Source organism: Pseudarthrobacter sp. 01T43 (genome assembly GCF_056398665.1).
This window is the reverse complement of record NZ_JBFTPV010000002.1, coordinates 235,478-259,380: the sequence shown is the minus strand read 5'-3', so window position 1 is coordinate 259,380 and position 23,903 is coordinate 235,478. Positions and strand designations below refer to the sequence as shown.

The window sequence follows — 23,903 nt, the reverse complement described above, 5'->3', positions numbered from 1 at the left end:
GCGGCCACCCCCTTTCACAAACCAGCCAATCACGTGGCCCCGACATTTTCAGCCGGGTCACGTGATTGGCTGGGCGTTGACGGCAGGCTAGGCGTTGAAGAAGGCCTTGAGGTCATCCACGCGGTCCAGCCGCTCCCACGTGAAATCGGGGTCGTCGCGGCCGAAGTGGCCGTGCGCGGCAGTCTTGGCGTAGATGGGCCGCTTAAGGTCAAGGGCGTCGATGATGGCCCGGGGGCGGAGATCGAAGATTTCCGCGATGGCGGCGCTGATCCGCGCCGGGTCCACCGTCTCCGTCCCGAAGGTTTCCACATAGGTGCCCACGGGACGGGCTTGGCCGATGGCGTAGGCGATCTGGATCTCGGCGCGCTTGGCGAGGCCTGCAGCCACCACGTTCTTCGCCACCCACCGCATGGCGTATGCCGCGGACCGATCCACCTTGGACGGGTCCTTGCCCGAGAAAGCACCGCCGCCGTGGCGGGCCATGCCGCCGTAGGTGTCCACAATGATCTTGCGGCCGGTCAGGCCGGCATCGCCCACGGGTCCGCCGATGACGAACTCGCCGGCAGGGTTGAGGATGTTTGCAGCACGGGAGATGTCCAGGTTGGCGGCTGCCAGCACCGGGGCAATGACGAAGGACGCGAGATCGGCGCGCAGCCGGTCCAGGCTGGTGCCTTCAGCGTGCTGGCTGGAAATGACCACAGTCTCCACGGAAACCGGCACGTCTTTGTCGTAGCCCACCGTGACTTGGGTCTTTCCGTCGGGACGGAGGTAGGCCAGTTCACCGGACTTGCGCACTACGGTGAGGCGTTCGGAGAGGCGGTGCGCCAGCCAGATCGGCGTCGGCATGTAGGACGGGGTTTCGTCACTTGCGTAGCCGAACATGAGGCCCTGGTCGCCGGCACCCTGGAGGTCGTAGTCGTCCTCTTGGCGGCCTTCGCGTGCTTCCAGCGAGTTGAAGACGCCGCCGGCAATGTCGTTGGACTGCTGGCCGATGGACACTGACACGCCGCAACGGGCGCCGTCGAAGCCGTTGGCCGAGGAGTCGTAGCCGATTCCCAGGATTGTCTCACGGACGATCTGCGGGATTTCGACGTAGGCGTCGGTGGTGACCTCACCGGCAACGTGGACCAGGCCGGTGGTGGCCATGGTCTCCACGGCGACGCGTGACTCCGGATCGACGGCGAGCAGCGCGTCCAGGATGGCGTCACTGATCTGGTCGCAGATTTTGTCCGGGTGGCCTTCAGTGACGGACTCGGACGTGAAGAGCCGGAGTGCCGGGGGCGTGGCCCCGTGGGTGTGGGGAATGTGCAGCGGTAAAGTCACTCAACTACCTTACTGGTTGGGAATCGGACGTCCGGCCGCGTGTGTCCCCGTGCTAAGGAAACGGTGTTCGGCTGTTGGTCAGGCGCGGGGTGAAACGTGGTTCAGCTCCTGGCCGACCCGCGTGATCACGGCGGCCGAAACCTCAGTCTTGGAGCCGGCAGCCAGTTGTGGTTCGGCGCCGGAACGGGCCAGGATGACTACCGAGTTGGTGTCCTGCCCAAAAACCCTGTCGGTCCCCACGTGGTTGACCACCAGGAGGTCGCAGCCCTTGCGCTTGAGCTTCGCCTCGGCGTAGGCCAGCACGTCTCCCTGCCCATCGCCTGTTTCCGCCGCGAAACCAACAATCAGCTGGTTTCCGCGGGCGGCCTGGTTCTCCGGAGCGTTCCGGGCCTCCACCAACTCCTGCAGGATGTCCGGGTTGCGGACCAGGGTGATGACCGGGTCCGCGGTGTCATCGCGTTTTTTGATCTTTGTGCCGGAGATTTCCGCGGGGCGGAAGTCAGCCACCGCGGCTGCCATGATCACGACGTCGGAGCCGGCGGCCGCTGCCAGCGCGGCTTCCCTCAGCTGCAGGGCCGTCTCGACCACCATCACGTCAACGCCGGCCGGGGCCGGGACGTCCATGTGGGCGGCAATAAGCCGCACGGTGGCGCCGGCGTTGCGTGCCGCAACGGCCAGGGCGACGCCCTGCTTTCCGGAGGACCGGTTGCCCAGGAACCGGACGGGATCCAGGGGTTCCCTGGTGCCGCCGGCGCTGATGGTTACAGTCCTGCCGGCCAGCGGAAGCTGGTAGTCGGACTGGCCCTGGGTGAGGGCCATGGCGGCGTTGAAGATTGCTTCCGGTTCCGGCAGGCGGCCCGGGCCGGAGTCGGCGCCGGTGAGCCGGCCACTGGCCGGTTCGAGCACAGCGACGCCCCTGCTGCGGAGGGTCTCAACGTTGGCGCGGGTGGCGGCGTGCTGCCACATCTCCGTGTGCATGGCCGGGGCGAAAAGAACGGGCCCCCGGGCCATCAGCAGCGTGTTGGTGAGGAGGTCGCTGGCCTGTCCGGTGGCCGCGCGGGCCAGGAGGTCAGCCGTCGCCGGTGCCACCACGATCAGGTCAGCCTCGTGGCCCAGCCTGACGTGGTTGACCTGGTGGACGTCGTCGAAGACGCTGCTGCTGACCGGGTTGCCGGAAAGGGCYTCCCAGGTGGCCACACCCACAAAGCGGGTGGCAGCCTCAGTGGGAATCACCGTGACGTTGTGCCCGGCTTCAGTAAAAAGCCGGAGGAGCGATGCGACCTTGTAGGCCGCAATCCCTCCCCCGACTCCGAGGACTATGCGCACGTGACCTCCGTCAACAGGCAGTCTTTGAGAGTTACTCTGCAGCTTCGATCGGCCTGGAAACGAGCTTGCCTTCGTTGATTTCGCGCAGGGCGATGGACAGCGACTTCTCGTTCAGCTTGGTGTCGACCAGCGGGCCAACGTATTCGAACAGGCCCTCATGCAGCTGGGCGTAGTAAGCGTTGATCTGACGTGCACGCTTGGCACCGAAGATCACCAGGCCGTACTTGGAATCAGCTGCCTCAAGCAGTGAGTCGATCGGCGGGTTGATGATGCCTTCAAGGTTCGTGGACACGAATTCTCCAAATTCTAACGGGCTGACCGGAACCAGCTACTAGTGCGGGTGCGGGGTCAGCCCCATGAGTGAAACAAGCTCGTCCGCTGCCCGGCGAATGTCATCATTAATGACGGTATGGTCAAACTCCGGTTCAGCGGCAAGTTCCAGTTTAGCGGTTTCCAGGCGTCGCTGCTGCTCCTCGGTGCTTTCCGTGCCGCGGCCCACCAGCCGGCGCACCATTTCGTCCCACGTGGGGGGCGCCAGGAAGACGAACTGGGCGTCCGGGACAGCCTCTTTGACCTGGCGGGCACCCTGCAGGTCAATCTCCAGAAGCACGGACCTTCCGTCGGCGATGGCCCGGTTCACGGTGCTCTTGAGCGTGCCGTAAGTGTTCTGGCCGTGGACAACAGCCCACTCCAGGAGCTCACCGGCCGCCACGAGGGATTCGAACTCGTCCTTGGACTTGAAGAAGTAGTGGACGCCATCCTGCTCACCGGGGCGGGGGGCGCGGGTGGTGGCCGATACGGAAAGCCAGACTTCGGGGTAGTTATCCCGAATGTAGGTGGACACGGTGCCTTTGCCAACAGCCGTCGGACCTGCGAGGACTGTCAGTCCCGGTTTCTTGCTCACGTATTCCTTTGCGGCGATGTTTGGATAGACGAAGAGTGGTTCGCCCTATTTCTCGTCTATAAAATCTACCAGCGCCTGGCGCTGGTGGATGCCCAGGCCGCGGACCCGCCGGGACGCCGCGATTCCCAGCTGTTCCATAATGGCCGCCGCCCTGACCTTGCCGATGCCGGGCAGGGCCTCCAGCAGTTCGGCCACCCGCATCCGCGCCAGCGCATCGTCCTCGGCTGCCGAGCTGATGATGTCCGCCGCCGACGTCTCACCGTTCTTGAGCCGTTCCTTCACCTCGGCCCGGGCTGCCCGGGCGGCGGCAGCCTTATGCAGGGCATCAGCGCGTTCTGACGCGGATAAGGGTCGCAGGCTCATGGAGGACACCCCCGGAATTTCAGATGCGTCCATGGCGGCCGCCATTGGACTTGTCCTGAAACTACCCTTTGGTGCCCCCTGAATCAATGGACGCCCGTATTAACCGGCCCCGCGAAGGCCTGAAGCCGCGCAACCACCGGGTTAACTTTCGCGAAGTCCGTCCAGCGTCCGCCGGGCTGCGGCCCGGAGCCCCTGGACGCCGGGACCGGCCGCGAGGATGTCCCGGCTCGATGTTCCCAGCACCTGGGGGTACGCCGCGCCGAACGTCCGGCGAAGGTCGGCCGGGGTTGCGCCCTGCGCCCCCAGCCCCGGGGCAAGGATGGGGCCGCGGACGGCCTGCAGGTCCAGCCCCAGGTCGGTCAATGCTGAGCCCACCGTGGCTCCGACTACCAGCCCCACTGAGCCCAGCGGCCCTTCGTAGCGGCAGTTCTCCGCTGCGGCTGCTTCGGTGATCCGGCGCGCCACCGAATCGGTGCCCCCAACATGCTGGACGGAGGCCCCCTCCGGGTTGGAGGTCAGGGCGAGGACAAAAGCGCCCCGTCCGTACTCCGCAGCCAGATCCAGGGCCGGCCGGAGCGATTCAAACCCGAGGTAAGGGCTCAGGGTCACCGAATCGGCGGCAAGCGCCGATCCGTCCCGCAGCCAGGCGTCCGCGTAGGCGGCCATGGTGGAGCCGATGTCGCCACGTTTGGCATCCGCGATGGTGAGCACCTGGCCCTCAGCGGCAGCCAGCACTTCCTCCAGCACTGCCATGCCGGCAGAGCCGTGGCGCTCGTAAAGCGCCACCTGCGGCTTCACCGCGGCAGCGATCGAACCTACGGCCTCCAGGACGGTCAGCGAAAACCGCCTCAGTCCGGCGGCGTCGTCGTCCAGTCCCCAGCTCTTCAGCAGCGCGGGGTGCGGGTCAATGCCCACGCACAGCGGGCCGCGGGCAGCCATGGCCGCCCCCAGCCGGGAGCCGAAGGACTCCCGGCCGGCGGCGCCTGCCGGTGTGAAGCCTGTCTCAGGCATTCTGCGATACCTGCGCTGCCGCGGCCTTCGCGTCTGCGGCCTGGGACGCGGCCAGCGCAGCGGCGTGTTCCTGCAGGCTGGTCACTGACCACTCGTACGTGCGCATCGCCTCGATCGCCTGGACCGCTGCGTTGATCTCGGCCACCGTGGTGATGCAGGGAATGCCGATGGACGTTGCGGCGGCGCGCAGGGCATAACCGTCGCTGCGGGCTTCCCCGCCGGAGGGGGTGTTGAACACCATGTCGATCTCGCCGGCAATGACCAGGTCCGCGATGGTGCCTTCGCCTTCGGCGCTGCTGCCTTCCGCGACCTTGCGGACCGTGCTGGCCTGGATGCCGTTGCGGCGCAGGACATCGGCGGTGCCGCCGGTGGAGACAATCTCGAAGCCGAGATCCGAAAGGCGCTTGATCGCCATGATGACCGCACGCTTGTCCCGGTTGGCCACGGAGACGAAGATCTTGCCTTCAGTGGGCAGGGCGTTGTTCGCGGCGGCCTGGCTCTTGGCAAAGGCGGTATCGAAATGCTTGTCGATGCCCATGACTTCACCGGTGGAACGCATTTCCGGCCCGAGCAGGGAGTCCACTACCTTGCCCTCAAACGTGCGGAAGCGGCTGAACGGCAGCACTGCTTCCTTGACCGAGACAGGCGCGTCGAGCGGCAGGGTGGAGCCGTCGCCGGTCTCCGGCAGCATCTTGTACGCCGTGCGCAGCTGGTTGATGGTGACGCCGGTGCCGATCAGGGCCGCTGCCTTGGCCATCTGCACGCCGGTGGCCTTGGAGACGAACGGCACGGTGCGGGAGGCCCGCGGGTTCGCTTCCAGGACGTAGAGCACGTCCGAGGCCAGGGCGAACTGAATATTGATGAGGCCACGGACGCCCACACCCTCGGCGATGGCCCGGGTTGCGGTGCGGACGCGCTCGAGCACATTGTTGCCCAGGGTGATCGGGGGCAGCACGCAGGCGGAGTCACCGGAGTGGATGCCCGCCTCCTCGATGTGCTCCATGATGCCGCCGAGGTACATGTCCGTGCCATCGAAGAGTGCATCGACGTCGATTTCGACGGCGTCCTCGAGGAACCGGTCGATCAGCACCGGGTGGTCCGGGGTGATTTCGGTGGCGTTGGCGATGTAGCGGGAGAGGTTGGGCTCGTCGTAGACGATTTCCATGCCGCGGCCGCCCAGCACGTAGGACGGGCGGACCAGGACCGGGTAGCCGATTTCGTCCGCGATCTTTTTGGCGTCCTCGAAGGACACCGCGGTGCCGTTCTTCGGGGCGATCAGGCCGGCGTTGTCCAGGACGCGGGAGAATTCGCCGCGGTGCTCTGCGAGGTCGATTGCTTCCGGGGAGGTGCCCAGGATGGGGACGCCGGCGTCGGCCAACTGCTGCGCCAGCTTGAGCGGCGTCTGGCCGCCCAGCTGCACAAACACGCCCATGACGCCGCCGGTGCGCTCTTCAGCGGCGATGACCTCCAGGACGTCTTCGAGCGTCAGCGGCTCAAAGTACAGGCGGGTGGAGACGTCGTAGTCGGTGGAGACCGTCTCCGGGTTGCAGTTGACCATCACGGTCTCGTAGCCGGCCTTGCGCAGTGCCATGGAGGCGTGGACACAGGAGTAATCGAACTCGATGCCCTGGCCGATGCGGTTGGGGCCGGAGCCCAGGATCAGGATCGAGGGCTTGGAGTGCAGCGCAATCTCGTCCTCCTCGTCGTAGGACGAGTAGTGGTACGGGGTGTAGGCGGCGAACTCGGCGGCGCAGGTGTCCACGGTCTTGTAGACCGGACGGATGCCGAGGGCCTGGCGAACACCGCGGACCACGGCTTCGGAGTTGTGCGTCAGGGCACCGATCTGCTCGTCCGAGAAGCCGTGACGCTTGGCGCGCTGCAGCATCTCCACCGTCAGGCAGCCGGCCTTGCGGATCTCGTGGGAGATTTCGTTGAGCAGTTGGAGCTGGTCAAGGTACCAGGGGTCGATCTTGGTGGCTTCGAAAAGCTGTTCCACGGTGGCGCCGCCGAGCATGGCACGCTGGACCTGGTGCAGGCGCTCGGTGGTGGGCCGCTTGGCCTTTTCGATGAGCTCCGGGACTTCCCATTCGGGGACGGAGCTGAAGTCCAACTGCGAGCCCTTCTGCTCGAGGGAGCGAAGTGCCTTTTGCAGTGCTTCGGTGAAGTTGCGGCCTATGGCCATCGCTTCGCCGACGGACTTCATGGTGGTGGTCAGGGTGTCGTCCGCCGCCGGGAACTTTTCGAAGGCGAACCGCGGGACCTTGACCACCACGTAGTCCAGGGTGGGCTCGAAGGACGCAGGGGTCTTCTGCGTGATGTCGTTCGGGATCTCATCCAGGGTGTAGCCGAGGGAGAGCTTGGTGGCGATCTTGGCAATCGCAAACCCGGTGGCCTTCGAGGCCAGTGCCGAGGAACGGGAGACGCGCGGGTTCATTTCGATGACCACCACACGGCCGGTGTCCGGCTCGACAGCGAACTGGATGTTGCAGCCGCCGGTGTCCACACCCACTTCGCGGATGACGGCGATGGAGATGTCGCGCAGCCGCTGGTATTCGCGGTCAGTCAGGGTCAGGGCCGGGGCCACGGTGATGGAGTCGCCGGTGTGCACGCCGACGGGGTCGAAGTTCTCGATGGAACAGACAACCACCACGTTGTCGTTCTTGTCGCGCATCATCTCGAGCTCGTATTCCTTCCAGCCGAGGATGCTCTCTTCGAGGAGCACCTCGCTGGTGGGGCTGTACTGCAGGCCCTGGCCCACGATGCGGCGGAGGTCTCCTTCGTCGTAGGCCAGGCCGGAGCCGAGCCCGCCCATGGTAAAGGACGGCCGGACCACCATCGGGTAACCGAGGTCAACGGCTGCGATGAGGGCCTCGTCAATGGTGTGGATGATGTGGCTGCGGGCCGATTCGGCGCCGCAGCGTTCCACAACGCCCTTGAACTTCTCCCGGTCCTCACCGAGCTCGATCGCCGCGATGTTGGCGCCGATGAGCTCCACGTTGTACTTTTCCAGCACACCGTTCTTGTCCAGGGCGATGGCCGTGTTCAGTGCGGTCTGGCCACCGAGGGTAGGCAGGAGGGCGTCCGGCCGTTCCTTGGCGATGATCTTCTCCACCACCTCCGGGGTGATGGGCTCGATGTAGGTGGCATCAGCGAACTCGGGGTCCGTCATGATGGTGGCGGGGTTGGAGTTCACCAGGATGACCCGGAGGCCTTCCTCCTTGAGGACACGCAGTGCCTGGGTGCCGGAGTAGTCGAACTCAGCGGCCTGCCCAATGACGATCGGGCCGGAACCAATGACGAGGACGCTCTTGAGATCTGTACGTTTCGGCATTACTTCTTGTCCTCAGTCTTGGAATCGGTGGTGTTCTCTGCGCCATTTTTGGTGTCCGCCATCAGGTCGATGAAACGGTCAAACAAGTAGGCGGCGTCGTGCGGGCCTGCGGCCGCTTCCGGGTGGTACTGGACCGAGAAGGCAGGGATGTCCAGGCATGCGAGGCCTTCCACAACGTCGTCGTTCAGGCTGATGTGGCTGACCTCCACCCGGCCGTAGCGTTCTTCGGGGGCCTGGGTGGCGCCGTCGAGGGGTGCGTCCACGGCGAAGCCATGGTTCTGGGACGTGATCTCCACCTTGCCGCTGCGGCGGTCCATCACGGGCTGGTTAATGCCGCGGTGGCCGTAGCGGAGCTTGTAGGTACCGAAGCCGAGCGCACGGCCCAGGATCTGGTTCCCGAAGCAGATGCCGAAGTACGGCAGTTTCTCGTCAAGGACGGAGCGCAGCAGTTTGACTTGGGCATCCGCCGTGGCAGGGTCACCGGGGCCGTTGGACATAAAGAAGCCGTCCGGGTTGACGGCCTTGACGTCTTCAAGGGTTGACGTGGCAGGCAGGACGTGGACCCGGACGCCGCGTTCGGCGAAACGGATGGGGGTCATGGCTTTGATGCCGAGGTCGATCGCCGCGATGCTGAACCGGGCGTCGCCGTCCCAGCCGTGGTCCTTGGGGTCCACCACGTACGCCTTGTCCACGCTGACTTCCTCAGCGAGCCGGGCGCCTTCCATCGGGGCGCTGGCCAGGACGGCGTCAACCAGTTCCTTGTCCGAGGCCTTGGCGGCGTCACCCGAAAAGATGCCGGCGCGCATGGTCTTGTGTTCGCGCAGGTGCCGGGTGATGGCGCGGGTATCCACGCCCTGGATGCCGACGACGCCCTGTTCGACGAGTTCGTCGTCGAGGGAGCGTTCGGAGCGCCAGTTGGAAGGGCGGCGGGCGGCGTCGCGGACAACGTAGCCGGCCACCCAGATGCGGCGGGATTCGGCGTCGTCACTGTTCACGCCGGTGTTGCCGATGTGCGGCGCGGTCTGGACCACGAGCTGGCGGGCGTAGGAGGGGTCGGTGATGGTTTCCTGGTAGCCGGTCATGCCGGTGGCGAAGACTGCCTCACCCAGGGCCGTGCCCTGCGCGCCGTAGCTGGTGCCGCGGAAGATGCGGCCGTCCTCGAGGACCAGCACCGCCGGGGTGGAAATGGCCGCTGGTGCCGCCGTCAATGTTTGTGGTGTCGCTGTTTCTGTCACTGTCTTACTTTCCACTGGGATCTGCCTGGGGGGCTGCGGCGATCAATTGCTGAAGGGAGTCATAGAGGGCGTCCTTGTCGGCGGCCCTGCGGGTCCGGAAGCCGGTGTCCAGGGTGTGGGTCCCGAGGTCCCACGTCAGGACCAGGAGGCCGTCCTTTTCCACGAACTTGCCAGCCATTCCGCTCTCCTGCCGGACTGCGGTCAGGTTGTCGGCCGGGATGTAAACGGCCGGTGCGCCGGAACGGTCCAGGAGGACGCCATGGGGGTACACGCTGAGGACGGCGTTGGTCCGGATGCCGAGGTTATGTACCGCAATCCGGTCAAGCCAGTCGCCGGCGGTGGTGGAGGCAACGTACTGGCCTTCCGCCTCGGCGCTCGGCACGCCAGGTTCCGCGGGTACCGGAGGCAGGGGTTCGACGTCGGCCTGCCGCCTGAGGCGGTTCCGCCAGCCGATCCCCATCATGGCCAGTACGACGGCGATAATCGCCACCGTGCTGACCAGCGAGAGTGTCTGGGTGTCCATCAGGCGGCGCCTGCCGCAGCCGGTTCCCGGTACGGGGTGTTGAGCTTGCCGTCCAGGACGGTGGGGTGGCCCTTGTAGAAAGTGGCCACCACCTTCCCCGGGAGCTCCAGGCCGGCAAACGGGGAGTTACGGCCCATGGTAGCCATCTTTGCCGGATCGACAGTCCAGCGGGCAGCCGGGTCCACCAGGATGAGGTTGGCGGGCTCGCCGGTTTCCAGCGGACGGCCCTGGTCCGCCAGCCGGCCGATCCGGGCAGCTGCGGAGGAGGTCACCCTGGCGAAGTCAGCCCATGTCATGAGACCGGTTTCGATCATGGTGTGCTGGACCACGGACAGTGCTGTTTCCAGTCCGGTCATGCCCATGGCTGCCTGCGCCCACTCGCATTCCTTGTGCTCGCTCGGGTGCGGCGCGTGGTCGGTGCCCACCACGTCGATGGTGCCATCGGCCAGGCCGGCGCGCAGGGCCTGCACATCGGCATCCGTGCGCAGCGGCGGGTTGACCTTGTAGACGGGGTTGTAGCTGCGGACCAGGTCGTCCGTCAGCAGGAGGTGGTGCGGGGTGACCTCGGCGGTGACGTTGATGCCGCGTTCCTTGGCCCACCGGATGATCTCCACGGAACCGGCGGTGGAGACGTGGCAGACGTGCAGGCGGGAGTCGACGTGCTGCGCCAGCAGCACATCGCGGGCGATGATGCTTTCCTCAGCAACCGCGGGCCAGCCGGTCAGTCCCAGGACTGCGGAAACCGCGCCCTCGTTCATCTGGGCCCCGGCGGTGAGGCGGGGTTCCTGCGCATGCTGGGCCACCACGCCGTCGAACGCCTTCACGTACTCCAGGGCGCGGCGCATCAGCACGGGATCGTGGACGCAGATGCCGTCGTCGGAGAACATCCGCACCTGGGCGCGGGAATCCGCCATGGCGCCCAGCTCGGCGAGTTGCTCCCCCGCCAGGCCAACGGTCACGGCGCCAACGGGGCGGACGTCCACCCAACCGGCAGCACGGCCCAGGCTGTGGACCTGTTCCACCACACCGGCGGTGTCCGCCACCGGATTGCTGTTGGCCATGGCATGGACGGCGGTGTAGCCGCCCAGGGCAGCGGCGCGCGTGCCGGTCTCAACGGTTTCGGCGTCTTCGCGGCCAGGTTCGCGCAGGTGGGTGTGCACGTCCACCATGCCGGGAAGTGCCACCAGGCCGGCGGCCTCGATGACGGCGGCTCCCTGTGCGTCGCTGTGAGTGGCCGCGCCGGCGCCCCGGGCAGCGATGACGCCGTCACGGATGAGCAGGTCTTCGGCGTCGGCGCCCAGGATGGCCGCACCCCGGATGAGGTAGGTTCCGTTGTTGTCTGCCATTAGTTGCTCTCCTCTGCGGAACGGGCTGTGTTGGTGCGGGCTTCGCCCACCGCGGCGGCTGGTTCGCGGGTGTCCCCGGAGAGCAGCAAGTACAACGCGGCCATGCGGACCGAGACACCGTTGCGCACCTGTGCGAGCACGGTGGAGCGGGGCGAATCGGCGGCGGCCGCGGAAATTTCCAGGCCCCGGTTCATGGGGCCGGGGTGCATGATGATGGTGTCTTTCAGCTCCAGCCTGTCCAGTGCGCGGAGCCTGTTGTCATCAAACCCCCAGCGGCGGGAGTATTCGCGGGTCGAAGGGAAGAATGAGGCGTTCATCCGCTCGCCCTGCACGCGCAGCATCATCACCGCGTCCACCCCCTGCTCAAGGGTTTCGTCCAAGTTGTAACTGACTTGGCAGGGCCAGTGCTCGACGCCGATGGGCAGCAGGGTGGGCGGCGCCACGAGGGTCACCACAGCGCCCAGGGTGCGGAGCAGCCACACGTTGGAGCGCGCCACGCGGGAATGCAGGACGTCGCCGGCGATAGCCACCCGCATGCCCTTGAGGTCCGCACCGATGGACCCGCGGCCGGCCAGCTTGGACCAGTGCCGGCGCATGGTGAAGGCGTCCAGGAGGGCCTGTGTGGGGTGCTCGTGCGTGCCGTCGCCGGCGTTGATGACGGCGGCATCAATCCAGTCAGTGGCGGCCAACCGGTGCGGTGCGCCTGAGGCCCAATGCCGGATCACGACGGCGTCAGCACCCATCGCTGCCAGCGTCTGGGCTGTGTCCTTGAGGGATTCGCCCTTGGAGACAGAGGAGCCCTTGGCGGCGAAGTTGATGACGTCGGCAGACAGCCGTTTGGCGGCGGCTTCGAAGGAGATCCGCGTGCGGGTTGAGTCCTCGAAGAAGAGGTTCACCACGGTGCGGCCGCGCAGCGCCGGGAGCTTTTTGACCTCGCGGTCCCCTACGGCTGCCATTTCTTCGGCGGTGTCGAGGATGCGGATGGCGTTGGTGAGGCTGAGGTCTTCAGTGGAGAGCAGGTGTTTCACGCGCCGCCCTCGATGACCACTTCGTTGACGGCGGCGCCGTTGGCGGCGGTGTCAGTTTCCTCCAGGCGCACCCTGACCTTCTCGGCGGACGAGGTAGGGAGGTTCTTGCCCACATGGTCGGCCCGGATGGGAAGTTCGCGGTGGCCGCGGTCGATCAGCACGGCAAGCCTGACGATCCGGGGGCGGCCAAGGTCGATAATGGCGTCCAGGGCTGCCCGGATGGTCCGGCCGGAATATAGGACGTCATCAATGAGCACCACAACCTTGTTGTCGATTCCCGTGCGCGGGAGTTGGGTGGGGTACGGCGGCCTGGTGGGCTGGTGGGAAAGATCGTCGCGGAACATGGTCACATCCAACTGACCAACAATTTCCGCGGCATCAACGGTGGGGTCTGCTGCTGCGATCTTCTGTGCCAGGCGAAGTGCCAGCGGATAGCCGCGGCGCGGGATGCCCAACAGGACGAGGTCCTGGGAGCCTTTGTTGGCTTCGAGGATCTCATGGGCGATACGAGTGAGGGCACGGTCAATGTCGGCCTGGTTGAGGACAACCCTGGCTGGAACCGGTGCGCTTGTGACGGAAGTCAACGCTCGTCTCCCCTTTCCCCGCCTCACGGGACGGAATTAAAAAAGGATCATGTGCGGTTCAAAATTACCACACTGGCGCCGGGCACTAGGCTTTCCCCATGTCCACCAACCCTTATCAGCAGGGCCCCGGCCAGCCCGGCGGCCCCGCCGGACCCCGGGCTCCTCTTCCGGGCCGAGCCAACCCCAGTTGGATGGGCCGGATCGGGCCGGAGTACTACATGCCACCGCCTGGCACCTATGCGGCCCCCCTGCCCGCCCTGGGTCCTCCGGAGCCCGGCCGTGACGGCGCACGCATGCGATCCGCCGGCCTGCTGGCGCTGACGATTGGCGGGGCAGCGCTGGCGTTCCTGAGCCTGCTGCTGGTGGTGCCCTTCCTGGTGGCGAGCACCGGCGTGGGCGGATTCATCGTGGGCTTTGTCGTCTCGCTGATTCCGCTGTCCGCGGTCCTCCTGACAGTGCACGCCATCGACCGGTGGGAACCGGAGCCGAAGCGGCTCCTCTTCTTTGCGTTTACGTGGGGCGCCGCCGTATCAGTGGCAGTCACGCTCCTGATCCAGCCGTTTTTTGCCCTCACGTTCCAGTTCAGCGATGTGCCTGATCTGCAGACCTACATGGCCACAGTCCAGGCACCCGTCGTGGAGGAATTCGCCAAATCATTGGGCCTGCTGCTGCTCCTGCTGCTGGCGCGGAAACACTTCGATGGCCCGGTGGACGGCGTGGTCTTCGCGTTCACCATCGCCGGCGGCTTCGCGTTCACCGAGAACATCCTCTACTTTGGCCGGGCCATTGCCGAGTCCGCCAGCCCGGCAACAGACCTGGCCCAGATCTTCCTGCTTCGCGGTGTGATGTCGCCGTTCGCGCATGCAATCTTCACGGGGACCACCGGCCTCATCATGGGGTTCGCCGCCCGGCGTTGGCACTCCGGCGCGTCCATCGCGGCCTTTTTCATCGGGCTCATCCCGGCAATGGTGCTGCACAACCGGTGGAACAGCATGGGCGCAGGTTTCCTGGGCGAGTACGTTCTGATCCAGGTGCCCATTTTTGTACTGGCTGTGGTGGGAATCATCCTGCTGCGGGTCGCGGAAAACCGGCTAACGCGCCAACGGCTGATGGAGTATTCTGCGGCTGGCTGGTTCAGCCCCGCCGAGGTGGAACTGTTGGCGACGCCGCGCGGGCGGCGGACTGCCCTGCACTGGGCAGCCGGCTACCACCGCCGGCCGCAAATGAAGGCCTTCCTGCAGGCCGCTACCCAACTCGCTTTCATCCGGCAGCGGATCCTCAGCGGCCGTGACGTGCGGCTCCACCAGGCCGAGGAGCAGCAGCAGCTGCAGCGGATCCTGTCGCTGCGCGCCGCCGTCGCGGGCTGAGCCCGACGTTGCCGCATCGCCGGCTACGTTAGATGAGAAATTTCCGGCAATGCCCTCATTGACAATGCCTCATCGAGCACTTTGCCGAAGTTCTGCGCATCGTGGGCGAACCGGCCCAGAAAGAGCCCCGCGACGCCGTCGAGCGCCGGCAAAAGCCCTGGCTTCGCGGAGCCCCCATAGATGATGGGCACCTTCCCCAGGTCGCTGCCTGCCTCGTTTGAACGGGCGGAAAGCAAGGACCTTAGTGTCCGCACAACGGCGGTGACATGGTCTGCGCCGGCGGGCTCCGCCGCGCCAATGGCCCAGACCGGTTCATAGGCGATAACGAGCCTGGACGCCAGGGACCAGTCGCCGCCAACCGCACCGGCGATTTGCTCATAGACAAACCCGGCCGCGCGGTCTGCCCCGGTCCCGCTGGAGCCATCGCGGATTTCCTCGCCAACGCATAACAACGGGGTGATGCCGGCACTGTCCGCCGCCCTGACTTTCAGCGCGATCATGGCCGTGTCCTCGCCGAAGTGCATTCGTCGTTCGGCGTGCCCGATCTCCACAAGGCGTACGCCCAGCTCCGCCAGGAGCGATGGAGATACTTCGCCTGTCCAGGGGCCGTCCGCCCAGCCGCAGTTCTGCGCGCCCAGCAGAAGGGGTGACCCTTCCACGACGCTCCCGGCGGCCGGGAGAACCGGAAAAGAAGGAATCACAAACGGGACCACCCGCCCGGCCGAAAGGGCCGGACGGGAGTCCACTTCGTGCTGGACGCGAGCTAGCCAGTCCAGGCAGTCCCGGTACCCCATGTACATCTTTGTGCTGACGCCGATGTACAGGATGTCCGGGAAAACCAATTGGTCACTGCTGCAAACAGTCATAGCGTCGGTCACTTGTCGTCGAGCAGATCGTCCGCCTTATTGTTGAACCTCTTCGTGGCATACATCATGATGGCTGCCACGAAGGGAAGCACACCCAACGCGTAGACGCCCATAGTGCCGGTGTCCGATGCGGTGACCTCGTTGACCGTTGTCCGCAGGATAGGAGCGACGAAACCGCCCAGGTTACCCAGCGAGTTAATCAGGCCGATTCCGGCAGCGGCCGCTGTCCCGGTGAGGAACGCCGTCGGGTAGGACCACGCGATGGGTCCGATCGAAAGGAAACTGCATACTGCGAGGGTGATGAAGATGATGCCCAAGGCAGGAAGATGGTTGGCGCCCGCCCAGGCGGAGCCGAAGATGCACAGGCCGGTGGAGAGAAACAGCCCTGTGCCCCATACCCTGCGGCGCACAATCGTGTTGGCTGCTTTGCCGATGAAGTAGCAGGCAAAGATTCCGAAGAACCAGGGGATGGCCGCCATCAGGCCGACCGCGAGGCCCACCTTCTGCCCGGTCAGCTGCGCCACCTGCTGCGGCAGGTAGAAGGTGACACCATAAACTGCAATCTGCAGGCAGAAGTAGATGGCCGTGAAGTACCAGACCTTGCCGTTCTTCATCGCGGCAAGGACACCGCGCGGACCGGACTCTTCCTTAACGGTGTCCTCCAGTGCCATAACGTCCAGGAGCGCCTTCTTTTCGTCCTTGTCCAGGAACTTGGCGTCCTGCGGGCTGTTGATGAGGAAGAAGTACGCGGCAATGCCTGCGACGACTGCGAGCGAACCTTCGACGAAGAACATGACCTGCCAGCCGTGAACGCCGGGGACCTGATCGCCGATGTTGATGAGCCAGCCGGAGAGCGGTGCGCCCATCATCTGGGAAAAGGGCTGGGCGAGGTAGAAGATGGCAAACATCTTGACCCGGACCTTGTTGGGGAACCAGGCTGCCAGGAACATGATGACGCCTGGGAACAGTCCGGCTTCGGTGACACCCAGGAGGAACCGCAGGATGATGAACGAGGTCTCGCCCTGGACGAAGGCGAAACACGCGGAGACGATACCCCAGGTGATGGCGATGCGGGCCAGCCACACCTTGGCGCCGAATTTGGTCAGAAGCAGGTTGGAAGGGATCTCGAACAACGCGTAGCCGATGAAGAAGATACCGGCGCCAAGCGCATATGCGCCGGCTGTAATGCCTTTGTCCATTTCCAATGCTGCCTCGGCAAAGCCAACGTTGGTGCGATCCAGGAACGCCACGACGTACAGGATGACGAGCATCGGCATGAGCCGGAAGGAGGCTTTGGAGATCGCCGATTTGAGAACCGGTGAATCCAGTAACTCCTTAGTGGCGGACGTTCCAGTGTTGACAGTCATTCAAACTCCTCGTTGAGCCAGTGTGCGGGCAAATCAGATGGGGGTGATGGAGCGATTAGAAGGAGAAAGCGATGAGCGCTGCGCCCACCAGGCAGGCGATAACGCCGACTGCCAGGTAGATTTTGCGTTCCTTGGTCCAGGAGCCCATGGTGGTCCTTCCTAGTGCATGTAGAGTCCGCCATCCACATTCAGCGTCTGGCCGGAGATGTAGCCGGAGTCCTCGCTGATGAGGAAGGCGATGGCTGCTGCGATGTCGCGTGTGGATCCAACCCGATTGACCACGAGGTCCTTGGTGAGTTCGTCCTTGCGTTCCTGGCTGAGGGTGCCGCCCATGATGTCTGTGTCGATGGGGCCCGGGGAGATGGCATTGACGGTGATGTCGTACTCCCCCAGTTCACGCGCCGTCGAGCGGGTCAAACCGATCACGCCGGCCTTCGCCACGGAGTACGGAGTCTTTGAGAACGTGCCGCCGCCGCGCTGCGCTGACACGGAGGAGATATTGACGATGCGCCCAATCCGGTTCTTGACCATGGACTCGGCTACCCGACGGGTGGCGTAGTGGACGCCATTGAGGTTGATGTTCAGAACGCGGTCCCATTCGGCAGCGTCCAGTTCCAAGTACGGAACGGGCGAGCTGACGCCAGCGACATTTGCCAGGGCGACGATCTGCGGGAGGTTCGCTTCGATCTCGTCAATAGCCTTGCGGACTGAACCTTCGTCGCCCACATTGGCGCCCACCCCGTGTGCCTGCACGCCGTATTGTGCGGCGAGCTCCTTGGCAGTGGCCTTGCAGAGGGCGTCGTCGAGGTCGATGATGCCGATGTTCCAGCCTTGGGCGGCCAGGTAGTTAACGGTGGCGCGGCCGATGCCTCGCTCGGACACGGCTCCGGTGACGATTGCCGTGCGTTCGGTGGGGAAAGGACTCATGGCTACTCCTGGGTTTCTGCGTTAGTTGATCGGCGCGGGGCCGAGGTCTTCGATCAGTTTCTGCATGGCCACATAGGCCTTGTTCCGGTAGGCGATCAGCTCCGGTGTGCGCTCAGCCGGAACGTTGAGGAAGCCGGCGCCGGTCTTGGTACCCAGCTTCCCGGCCTCCACCAGGTCTGTGAGGATCTTCGGGGTGGCGAACCGTTCCGGAAACTCCGTCTGGAGGGACTTGTAGCAGAAGTTGTAGACGTCCAGTCCGGCCATGTCCGCAATGGCGAAGGGGCCGAAGAACGGCAGCCGGAAGCCGAAGGTGGTTCGGACCAGGGTGTCCACGTCGTCCGCCGTCGCGATTCCCTGCTCCACGAGCTGCGCGGCTTCGTGGAACAGCGCGTACTGCAGGCGGTTGAGCACAAAGCCGGTGACGTCCTTGACCACGGCAGTCTGCTTGTTGGCGGCGTGCACCAGGTCGCGGACGGCACCCACGGTGGTTGCCGAGGTGCCGGCGTGGGGGATGATCTCGACGCCGGGGATGAACGGTGACGGGTTGGAGAAGTGCACGCCCAGGAACCGCTCCGGGTTGGTGACGGGCTCGGACAACTCCGCGATGGAGATGGTGGAGGTGTTGGAGCCGATGATGGCGTCCGGCCGGGCGGCGGCGCTGATGCGGGCCAGCGTAGCGTGCTTGATGGCAATGACTTCGGGCACGGCTTCCTCGATGAAGTCCGCGTCCGCCACGGCTTCCTCGATGTCCTTGGCGGCCCAGAGGTTCTGCTTCAGGATTTCAGTGGAGCCGGCAGGGAACAACCCGTCGGCCACGAACTGGTCCGATTCGGCGAGGAGCCGGTCATAGTTGCTCTGCGCCACTTCGGCGGACACATCGGCCAGTGCCACGCGGGCGCCGCCGAGCGCCAGGACCTGGGCGATCCCGCCGCCCATGTAGCCGGAGCCGACGACGGCGATCTTACGGGCGCTGTTTACGTCAACGGGTACTGTATCTTCCGGCTTTGCCGCGGGGTTTGCTGTTTCGGTCATGATCAGACTGCCTTTGTGTATTCGGGCTCGTAGGAGCAGATAGCTTCCACCTTGGCGGCGGAGGATGAGGTCTCATCGAAACGGTAGTCGAGCCATTCGCCAACCAGCTTCTTGGCCAGTTCCAGGCCAATCACCCGCTGGCCCATGGTGAGGATCTGCGCGTTGTTGCTCAAGACCGAGCGTTCCACGGAATACCCGTCGTGGGCCGTGACGGCGCGGATCCCGGGAACCTTGTTGGCCGCGATGGCCACGCCCAGGCCGGTGCCGCAGATCAGCAGTGCACGGTCCGCTTCACCCTCGGCCACCTTGCGGGCGGCGTCAACGGCGACATGCGGGTACGCGGTTGAATCGCTCGCGCCCACACCGATGTCCACTACGGACGCGACGCGGCTGTCCGCTTCGAGCAGGGCCTTCAGCGCTTCCTTGTATTCGACGCCGGCTTCGTCGTTGCCGATGACAATGCGCCATCCTGCCGGGTTGCTGGGGCTGGCGACAGGGGTGGTGCTCATGCTTGTGCTCCATTTCCGGCCGCGGAAGCGGCCAGTTGGGAATCAATCAGTCCGGAAATAGTGGGTTCAGATGCGACGTAGCTGGCGATGCGCGCGGCGATCAGCCCGAAGGACACCGCACCGGGATCAGGATGACCCAGGCTCTTTTCGGCCAGCGGACGTGCCCTGCCCTTGAGCGGCCGGAGCGCAGCGGTGGCGTCAGCGGCTGCCTGTGCAGCTGACGCTGCGGCGGCCAGCGCTGCCGGGACCGTACTGCTGCCCTCGGACTCGGCCAGGAAGGTGTCCTTGAAGGGAAGCAGCGCGTCCACCATGGTCTTGTCCCCCGGCTCAGCTTTGCCGAGGGCGGTGATGGCGTCCACGAACGCGGTGACAGCGGCCGCCGCGTCCTCGTTGCCGTACGAGGTCTTGTTACCGAGGGCAAGCCCGGCGGCGATCACCGCGGATCCCCACAAGGCCCCGGACGTGCCACCGGCGCGCTCGCTCCACGCCTCCCCTGCGGCGGTAAGGACCCGTTCCACCGAGTCACCTGCGTCGGAGGTTTCCCGGGCTGCAGTGGTTGCGGCATCCACACCGCGCCGCATGCCGATGCCGTGGTCTCCATCGCCCGCAATGGCGTCGAGATCGCCCAGTTCCGCTTCATGCTCGACCACGACGCCCTGCACTTGGGCGAGCACGGCGGCTGCCAGCCGGCCAAGGCTGGCTGCTGCCGGGGTGGTGTCTTCCACTTCGCCGGCCACGGCGTCTTCAGGACCCGCCAGCTCCCGGCGGGCCCGCGGTGCGAGGTTGCCCTTGCGGAAGGCCGGGGTGTCGGCCGGAGCTGCCCAGAACTGCTCGAGTTCTTCGTCCAGCCACAGCAGGGTGAGGGAGAGTCCGGACATGTCCAGGCTGGTGACCAGCTCGCCGCACTCCGGTTCCACCACTGTCAGGCCCGCTGTGGTGAGCAGCTTATCGATCTTGCCGAAGAGGAGGAAAAGCTCGTCGTACTTGACCGTACCCAGGCCGTTGACGATGGCGACCACGCGGGTGCCGGCGTCGTCCGGCTTGTCGACCAGGAGCTTGGAGACGAGGAGCTCGGCCAGTTCAGAGGCTGTGGGCATGGGGTGTTCGGAGATGCCCGGTTCGCCATGGATACCCAGGCCCAGGGACATCTGCCCTGCCGGCACGTGGAACAGCGGCGCGTCGGCACCGGGAAGGGTGCAGCCGTCGAACGCCACGCCCAGGGAACGGGTGCGGTAGTTGGTCCGGAGGGCGAGGCGCTCGACGGCGTCGAGGTCCAGTCCTGCTTCGGCAGCGGCGCCCGCGATCTTGAACACCGTCAGGTCGCCGGCGATGCCGCGGCGCTTTTCGATCTGGTCCAGCGGCGCGCTGGCGATGTCGTCGGTGACCAGGACGGTCCGCGTTTCGATGCCTTCCGCGTTGAGCCGCAACTGGGCCTGACCGAAGTGGAGGACGTCACCGGCGTAGTTGCCGTAGCTCAGCAGCACGCCGCCGCCGGCGTTGGACGCCTTGGCCACCCGGTAGACCTGGCCGGCCGCCGGGGAGGCAAACATGTTGCCGCAGGCGGAGCCCGTGGCAAGGCCCGGTCCCACCAGGCCGGCGAAGGCCGGGTAGTGGCCGGAGCCGCCGCCGACCACCAGTGCGACCTGTCCGGCAGGCACCTCGGTGGAGCGGACGACGCCGCCGTCAACGCGGGCAACGTAGCCGCGGTTGGCTGCCACAAAGCCGTCCAGCGCCTCATCCGCGAAATCAGCGGGGTTGTCGAAGATCTGAGTCATGGTTTCCTCATCGAATCCGAGTTGGTAATTGCCGTTTTGGTTGGAAGCTGGTCTGCTTAGACGTTCGCGAGAGCGACCGCGGACGGCTGCTGGCGCCCCTGCGACACCTGGCTCTTGCCGAGCAGGTAACCGTCGGTCTTCGGCAGGACGTGGCGGCGCAGATAGTCCTGGTTGCTGGCGGTCACACTGAGGCCGTCTCCGCCGTAGTGCTCGGTGCAGAGAATGCCCTGAAACCCTACGGACAGCGCCAGCTTGAAGGCTTCGCGGTAGTTGATGAGACCGCTTTCCATCGGCGCCGGCATGGCGACGTACATGTCGCGGGCCGTGTCCTCGTCCCGGATGTAATTCTTCATGTGCCAGTAGTTGGAGTACGGCAGGGTTTTGGCCACCATCTCGCGCCAATCTTCGATGGGCCGGTGGACCCGGATCAGGTTGCCGAGGTCCGGGTTGAGGCCGACGTTGGACAGGCCGATGTCCTGGACAAGCTGTACGGAGGAATCTGCGGTGCCCAGGTAGGTGTCCTCATACATTTCCAAGGACAGCAGGACCCCAACTTCGGCTGCGTGCCGGCCGAGTTCCCGGAGGCGGCTCACGGCGTTGCCCCAGGCCTCCTTGTTCCCTGCAGGGTCCTTGTAACCTTCAACGGTCCAGAACCAGAGCTGTTTCTGCTGCTCCGGCGTGATGGCCTGGTGGAGGCCGAAGGAGACAACTTCGCAGCCCAGTTCGGCAGCGGCGTCGATGGTGCGGTGGCTATAGGCCAGGTTGGCTTCCCAGTTGACTGCCTCAATCACGCTGCGGCGGATGGCGGAAATGACGGGGACGCCGATGCCCACACTGTCTGCGGTCTGCTTGAACTCAGCGAGCCTCGCTGCGCTCAGATCGCCGGGCCGGAGCCAACTGTCCGTCAGGTCTGCGTTGGCGAAGCCGGCTTCCTTGACCTCAGTCAGGACCTCCGCCCATACGGATGCATCGGCGTCGTTGATGCCCGTTCCGTGGGCGTCAGTGCCAGGAAACTGCAGCAGTGCAGCGGTAATGGGCCAATTTTCAGCTGTGTAAGCCACGATGCTTCACTCCCTTGTAGATCCTCTTTCCTATAGGATCTACAATTAAGAAGAAGTTGTCAACCTCACACTTTTGCTTCGACCGGTTGGGGCTAGCTTTCCGGGGCGTCCGCGATAGCTCGGGAGCGTACCTTCCGGATATGGTCTGCCATGGCTGTTCCTGCCTTGTCCGGGTCGCCCGTGGCAACCGCTTCCAGGACCGCCTGATGCTCCGCTATGGCGTACTCGGCATCTGTAATCCCGACGCCACTGAAGAGGCGGAACCGCTGAACCTGTCCTCCCAAGGCTGAGTACGCGGCTTCCATGAACTGGTTGCCGGTCTGCCGGGCAATGAGCTGGTGAAATCGCTCGTCCGCTTCAAGGTAATCCTTGAACTCGGCAAATGAGGGTCCCCTTGGTGCTGATTTCATGTCTTCAACTGACTGCTCAAGCTCCGCGAGGCCGTGCCGGGTTGTTCGCTCGCAGGCCAGCCGGGCGTTCACCGGCTCGATTGCCAGGCGGGCCTCCATAAGCTCTGCAAAATCCTCCCGGGTAAAGACAGGCGCTACGCGGTAGCCCTTCAGCGCGACCCTCCGGACCATGCCGGTATGCTCAAGGCGCGCCAGTGCCTCGCGAACCGGAGTGGGGGAAACATCCAGTTCGCGGGCGGTCCCGTCAATGCTCACCACGGCGCCAGGCGCCAGCCGGCCGTCCATGAGGGATGCCAACAACTCGGCGTACACGTGGTCGGCAAGCACTTGGCGGCTGACGCCTCGGCCGGCCCCGCCAGACCCCTGCAGATTGGCGGAGCCAGTGGCGGTACCGGTTACTCTAAACGCATTTGGCATGGTGAAATCCTATAGGTTCGAAGCCAGGGCGTGACATTGTTTCCGACACAGAAGAGCCCCGGGCAGGCGGACCTGGCCGGGGCTACTCGTCGCCTCGCTCGGGGCTTGGCTACTTCAGGAACAGTTCAGGTTGGCAGTATCAGGCCAAGAGTGAGGGCTTCAGCTGCTGCAGGCGTCCCAGGAGTCCGTTGATGAACGACGGCGACTCGTCAGTTGAGAGCGTTTTCGCCAGGGCCACTGCCTCGCTGACTGCGACGCCGTCGGGGACGTCATCGTTGTAGAGCAGTTCCCACGTGCCGATACGCAGGATGATGCGATCCACCGAGGGCATGCGCTCCAGGGTCCAGCCCTGCGAGTAGGTTTCCAGGAACTCATCGATGGCCGTCTGCTGCGAGACGACACCTTCCACGATTTCCAGAGTGTAGGGGTTCACGATCTGATCGGTTTTCTCCCGCCGCGCCCTGAGCACGTCGAAAGGCGAAACGGAGCGTTGTTCCGCTTCGAAAAGTACATCCAGTGCCCGGTTCCGGGCCTTGCCGCGTGCGCTCACTACTCGCTGACCCTGCCGAGGTAGCTGCCGTCGCGGGTATCGACCTTAACCTTGGTGTTGTTCTCGACAAACAGCGGAACCTGGATTTCATATCCGGTTTCCAGGGTTGCGGGCTTGGTGCCGGCCGAGGAGCGGTCGCCCTGCAGGCCAGGCTCCGTGTACGTGATCTCCAGGACAACGCTGGGCGGGAGTTCGATGTACAGCGGGTTACCCTCGTGGATGGCAATGTTGACCATCTGGTTTTCGAGCATGAAGTTGGTGGCGTCGCCAACCGTTGCCCCGGAGACGGTGATCTGGTCGTAGTCAGCGGTGTCCATAAATACGAAGTCCGCACCGTCCTGGTACAGGTACTGGTAATCGCGGCGGTCAACCGTGGCGGTCTCGATCTTGAGGCCGGCGTTGAACGTCTTATCCACAACCTTGCCGGACATCACGTTCCGCATCTTGGTCCGTACAAAGGCGCCACCCTTGCCGGGCTTGACGTGCTGGAATTCGATGACGTTCCAGAGCTGGCCCTCGAGCTTCAGGACGGTGCCGTTCTTGATGTCGTTAGTGGTTGCCACTGGTTTCCTTTGGTTTCTTAAGTCTGGTCAGTTGTCAGACGTTCTATGCCGGCCAGGCATGCCGAACGGCCCGCCAGCGCGTGTT

The 23,903-nt window shown here is 65.0% G+C and carries 23 protein-coding genes; 1 reads left to right on the top strand and 22 read right to left on the bottom strand.

The genetic code is table 11. The annotated features are described in order from the left end of the window. Positions 1-87 precede the first annotated feature (87 nt). The 12 genes from metK to pyrR form a co-directional block, all read right to left on the bottom strand. On the bottom strand, positions 88-1,323 hold the full coding sequence (gene metK / locus AC1DIM_RS02830) for a methionine adenosyltransferase (RefSeq protein WP_477708973.1): 1,236 nt from the start codon (positions 1,321-1,323) through the stop codon (positions 88-90). Positions 1,324-1,401: 78 nt separating this feature from the next. Further along, complete coding sequence (gene coaBC, locus AC1DIM_RS02825; RefSeq protein ID WP_477708972.1) at positions 1,402-2,649, bottom strand: bifunctional phosphopantothenoylcysteine decarboxylase/phosphopantothenate--cysteine ligase CoaBC; 1,248 nt, start codon at positions 2,647-2,649, stop codon at positions 1,402-1,404. A gap of 31 nt (positions 2,650-2,680) precedes the next feature. Then, the gene (gene rpoZ, locus AC1DIM_RS02820; protein WP_236798452.1) at positions 2,681-2,941 is read right to left on the bottom strand and encodes a DNA-directed RNA polymerase subunit omega; all 261 of its coding nucleotides are present in this window, start codon (positions 2,939-2,941) and stop codon (positions 2,681-2,683) included. Between the two features lie 39 nt (positions 2,942-2,980). Further along, positions 2,981-3,553, bottom strand: coding sequence for a guanylate kinase (gmk, locus tag AC1DIM_RS02815; protein ID WP_477708971.1), 573 nt, complete (start codon positions 3,551-3,553; stop codon positions 2,981-2,983). Positions 3,554-3,598: 45 nt separating this feature from the next. Continuing rightward, positions 3,599-3,916, bottom strand: coding sequence for an integration host factor, actinobacterial type (mihF, locus tag AC1DIM_RS02810; RefSeq protein ID WP_477709109.1), 318 nt, complete (start codon positions 3,914-3,916; stop codon positions 3,599-3,601). Between the two features lie 141 nt (positions 3,917-4,057). Next, positions 4,058-4,927, bottom strand: a complete 870-nt coding sequence (gene pyrF / locus AC1DIM_RS02805; RefSeq protein WP_477708970.1) for an orotidine-5'-phosphate decarboxylase — start codon at positions 4,925-4,927, stop codon at positions 4,058-4,060. Then, a complete protein-coding gene (gene carB / locus AC1DIM_RS02800) occupies positions 4,920-8,258 on the bottom strand; it encodes a carbamoyl-phosphate synthase large subunit (protein WP_477708969.1) in 3,339 nt (1,112 codons plus the stop codon). Before carB ends, pyrF begins: the two co-directional genes overlap by 8 nt. After that, a complete protein-coding gene (gene carA, locus AC1DIM_RS02795) occupies positions 8,258-9,493 on the bottom strand; it encodes a glutamine-hydrolyzing carbamoyl-phosphate synthase small subunit (protein ID WP_477708968.1) in 1,236 nt (411 codons plus the stop codon). The genes carB and carA overlap by 1 nt, the downstream gene beginning before the upstream one ends. A gap of 4 nt (positions 9,494-9,497) precedes the next feature. Further along, the gene (locus tag AC1DIM_RS02790; protein ID WP_477708967.1) at positions 9,498-10,016 is read right to left on the bottom strand and encodes a PH-like domain-containing protein; all 519 of its coding nucleotides are present in this window, start codon (positions 10,014-10,016) and stop codon (positions 9,498-9,500) included. Further along, entirely contained in the window at positions 10,016-11,362 is a 1,347-nt protein-coding gene (locus tag AC1DIM_RS02785) for a dihydroorotase (RefSeq protein WP_477708966.1), read from the bottom strand. Before AC1DIM_RS02785 ends, AC1DIM_RS02790 begins: the two co-directional genes overlap by 1 nt. Further along, positions 11,362-12,390, bottom strand: a complete 1,029-nt coding sequence (locus tag AC1DIM_RS02780) for an aspartate carbamoyltransferase catalytic subunit (protein ID WP_477708965.1) — start codon at positions 12,388-12,390, stop codon at positions 11,362-11,364. The genes AC1DIM_RS02785 and AC1DIM_RS02780 overlap by 1 nt, the downstream gene beginning before the upstream one ends. Further along, positions 12,387-12,974 carry a bifunctional pyr operon transcriptional regulator/uracil phosphoribosyltransferase PyrR gene (gene pyrR, locus AC1DIM_RS02775; protein WP_477708964.1) on the bottom strand — a complete coding sequence of 196 codons (588 nt, stop codon included), beginning with the start codon at positions 12,972-12,974 and terminating at the stop codon, positions 12,387-12,389. The genes AC1DIM_RS02780 and pyrR overlap by 4 nt, the downstream gene beginning before the upstream one ends. A gap of 98 nt (positions 12,975-13,072) precedes the next feature. On the opposite strand from pyrR, the gene AC1DIM_RS02770 reads away from it, so the two are divergent. Continuing rightward, the gene (locus tag AC1DIM_RS02770) at positions 13,073-14,341 is read left to right on the top strand and encodes a PrsW family intramembrane metalloprotease (RefSeq protein WP_477708963.1); all 1,269 of its coding nucleotides are present in this window, start codon (positions 13,073-13,075) and stop codon (positions 14,339-14,341) included. Positions 14,342-14,364: 23 nt separating this feature from the next. Here the strand turns inward: AC1DIM_RS02770 and AC1DIM_RS02765 are convergent, their stop codons facing one another. The 10 genes from AC1DIM_RS02765 to efp all read right to left on the bottom strand — a co-directional run bounded on the left by AC1DIM_RS02765 (position 14,365) and on the right by efp (position 23,818). After that, positions 14,365-15,207 carry a triose-phosphate isomerase family protein gene (locus tag AC1DIM_RS02765; RefSeq protein ID WP_477708962.1) on the bottom strand — a complete coding sequence of 281 codons (843 nt, stop codon included), beginning with the start codon at positions 15,205-15,207 and terminating at the stop codon, positions 14,365-14,367. An 8-nt stretch (positions 15,208-15,215) separates the two neighbouring features. Beyond that, on the bottom strand, positions 15,216-16,574 hold the full coding sequence (locus AC1DIM_RS02760; RefSeq protein ID WP_477708961.1) for an MFS transporter: 1,359 nt from the start codon (positions 16,572-16,574) through the stop codon (positions 15,216-15,218). 159 nt (positions 16,575-16,733) lie between these two features. After that, a complete protein-coding gene (locus AC1DIM_RS02755) occupies positions 16,734-17,501 on the bottom strand; it encodes an SDR family NAD(P)-dependent oxidoreductase (protein ID WP_477708960.1) in 768 nt (255 codons plus the stop codon). 21 nt (positions 17,502-17,522) lie between these two features. Then, entirely contained in the window at positions 17,523-18,533 is a 1,011-nt protein-coding gene (locus tag AC1DIM_RS02750; protein WP_477708959.1) for a 3-hydroxyacyl-CoA dehydrogenase family protein, read from the bottom strand. A gap of 2 nt (positions 18,534-18,535) precedes the next feature. Then, positions 18,536-19,042: a ribose-5-phosphate isomerase gene (locus AC1DIM_RS02745; protein ID WP_477708958.1), complete on the bottom strand. Its 507-nt coding sequence runs from the start codon at positions 19,040-19,042 to the stop codon at positions 18,536-18,538. Next, on the bottom strand, positions 19,039-20,817 hold the full coding sequence (gene dhaL, locus AC1DIM_RS02740) for a dihydroxyacetone kinase subunit DhaL (RefSeq protein WP_477708957.1): 1,779 nt from the start codon (positions 20,815-20,817) through the stop codon (positions 19,039-19,041). The genes AC1DIM_RS02745 and dhaL overlap by 4 nt, the downstream gene beginning before the upstream one ends. 56 nt (positions 20,818-20,873) lie before the next feature. Continuing rightward, positions 20,874-21,878 (bottom strand): sugar phosphate isomerase/epimerase family protein, encoded by a 1,005-nt coding sequence (locus tag AC1DIM_RS02735; protein ID WP_477708956.1) that lies wholly within the window; start codon positions 21,876-21,878, stop codon positions 20,874-20,876. A 92-nt stretch (positions 21,879-21,970) separates the two neighbouring features. After that, positions 21,971-22,615 carry a GntR family transcriptional regulator gene (locus AC1DIM_RS02730; protein ID WP_477708955.1) on the bottom strand — a complete coding sequence of 215 codons (645 nt, stop codon included), beginning with the start codon at positions 22,613-22,615 and terminating at the stop codon, positions 21,971-21,973. Positions 22,616-22,844: 229 nt separating this feature from the next. Then, positions 22,845-23,255: a transcription antitermination factor NusB gene (gene nusB / locus AC1DIM_RS02725; protein WP_190988304.1), complete on the bottom strand. Its 411-nt coding sequence runs from the start codon at positions 23,253-23,255 to the stop codon at positions 22,845-22,847. Further along, positions 23,255-23,818, bottom strand: coding sequence for an elongation factor P (gene efp, locus AC1DIM_RS02720; protein WP_190988303.1), 564 nt, complete (start codon positions 23,816-23,818; stop codon positions 23,255-23,257). The genes nusB and efp overlap by 1 nt, the downstream gene beginning before the upstream one ends. Positions 23,819-23,903 lie beyond the last annotated feature (85 nt).

Coding starts and splice junctions, on each gene's coding strand:
- mihF (WP_477709109.1), bottom strand. CDS start 3,916: ATGAGCCTGCGACCCTTATCCGCGTCAGAACGCGCTGATGCCCTGCAT.
- pyrF (WP_477708970.1), bottom strand. CDS start 4,927: ATGCCTGAGACAGGCTTCACACCGGCAGGCGCCGCCGGCCGGGAGTCC.
- carB (WP_477708969.1), bottom strand. CDS start 8,258: ATGCCGAAACGTACAGATCTCAAGAGCGTCCTCGTCATTGGTTCCGGC.
- AC1DIM_RS02790 (WP_477708967.1), bottom strand. CDS start 10,016: ATGGACACCCAGACACTCTCGCTGGTCAGCACGGTGGCGATTATCGCC.
- AC1DIM_RS02785 (WP_477708966.1), bottom strand. CDS start 11,362: ATGGCAGACAACAACGGAACCTACCTCATCCGGGGTGCGGCCATCCTG.
- AC1DIM_RS02770 (WP_477708963.1), top strand. CDS start 13,073: ATGTCCACCAACCCTTATCAGCAGGGCCCCGGCCAGCCCGGCGGCCCC.
- AC1DIM_RS02765 (WP_477708962.1), bottom strand. CDS start 15,207: ATGACTGTTTGCAGCAGTGACCAATTGGTTTTCCCGGACATCCTGTAC.
- AC1DIM_RS02760 (WP_477708961.1), bottom strand. CDS start 16,574: ATGACTGTCAACACTGGAACGTCCGCCACTAAGGAGTTACTGGATTCA.
- AC1DIM_RS02755 (WP_477708960.1), bottom strand. CDS start 17,501: ATGAGTCCTTTCCCCACCGAACGCACGGCAATCGTCACCGGAGCCGTG.
- AC1DIM_RS02750 (WP_477708959.1), bottom strand. CDS start 18,533: ATGACCGAAACAGCAAACCCCGCGGCAAAGCCGGAAGATACAGTACCC.
- AC1DIM_RS02745 (WP_477708958.1), bottom strand. CDS start 19,042: ATGAGCACCACCCCTGTCGCCAGCCCCAGCAACCCGGCAGGATGGCGC.
- dhaL (WP_477708957.1), bottom strand. CDS start 20,817: ATGACTCAGATCTTCGACAACCCCGCTGATTTCGCGGATGAGGCGCTG.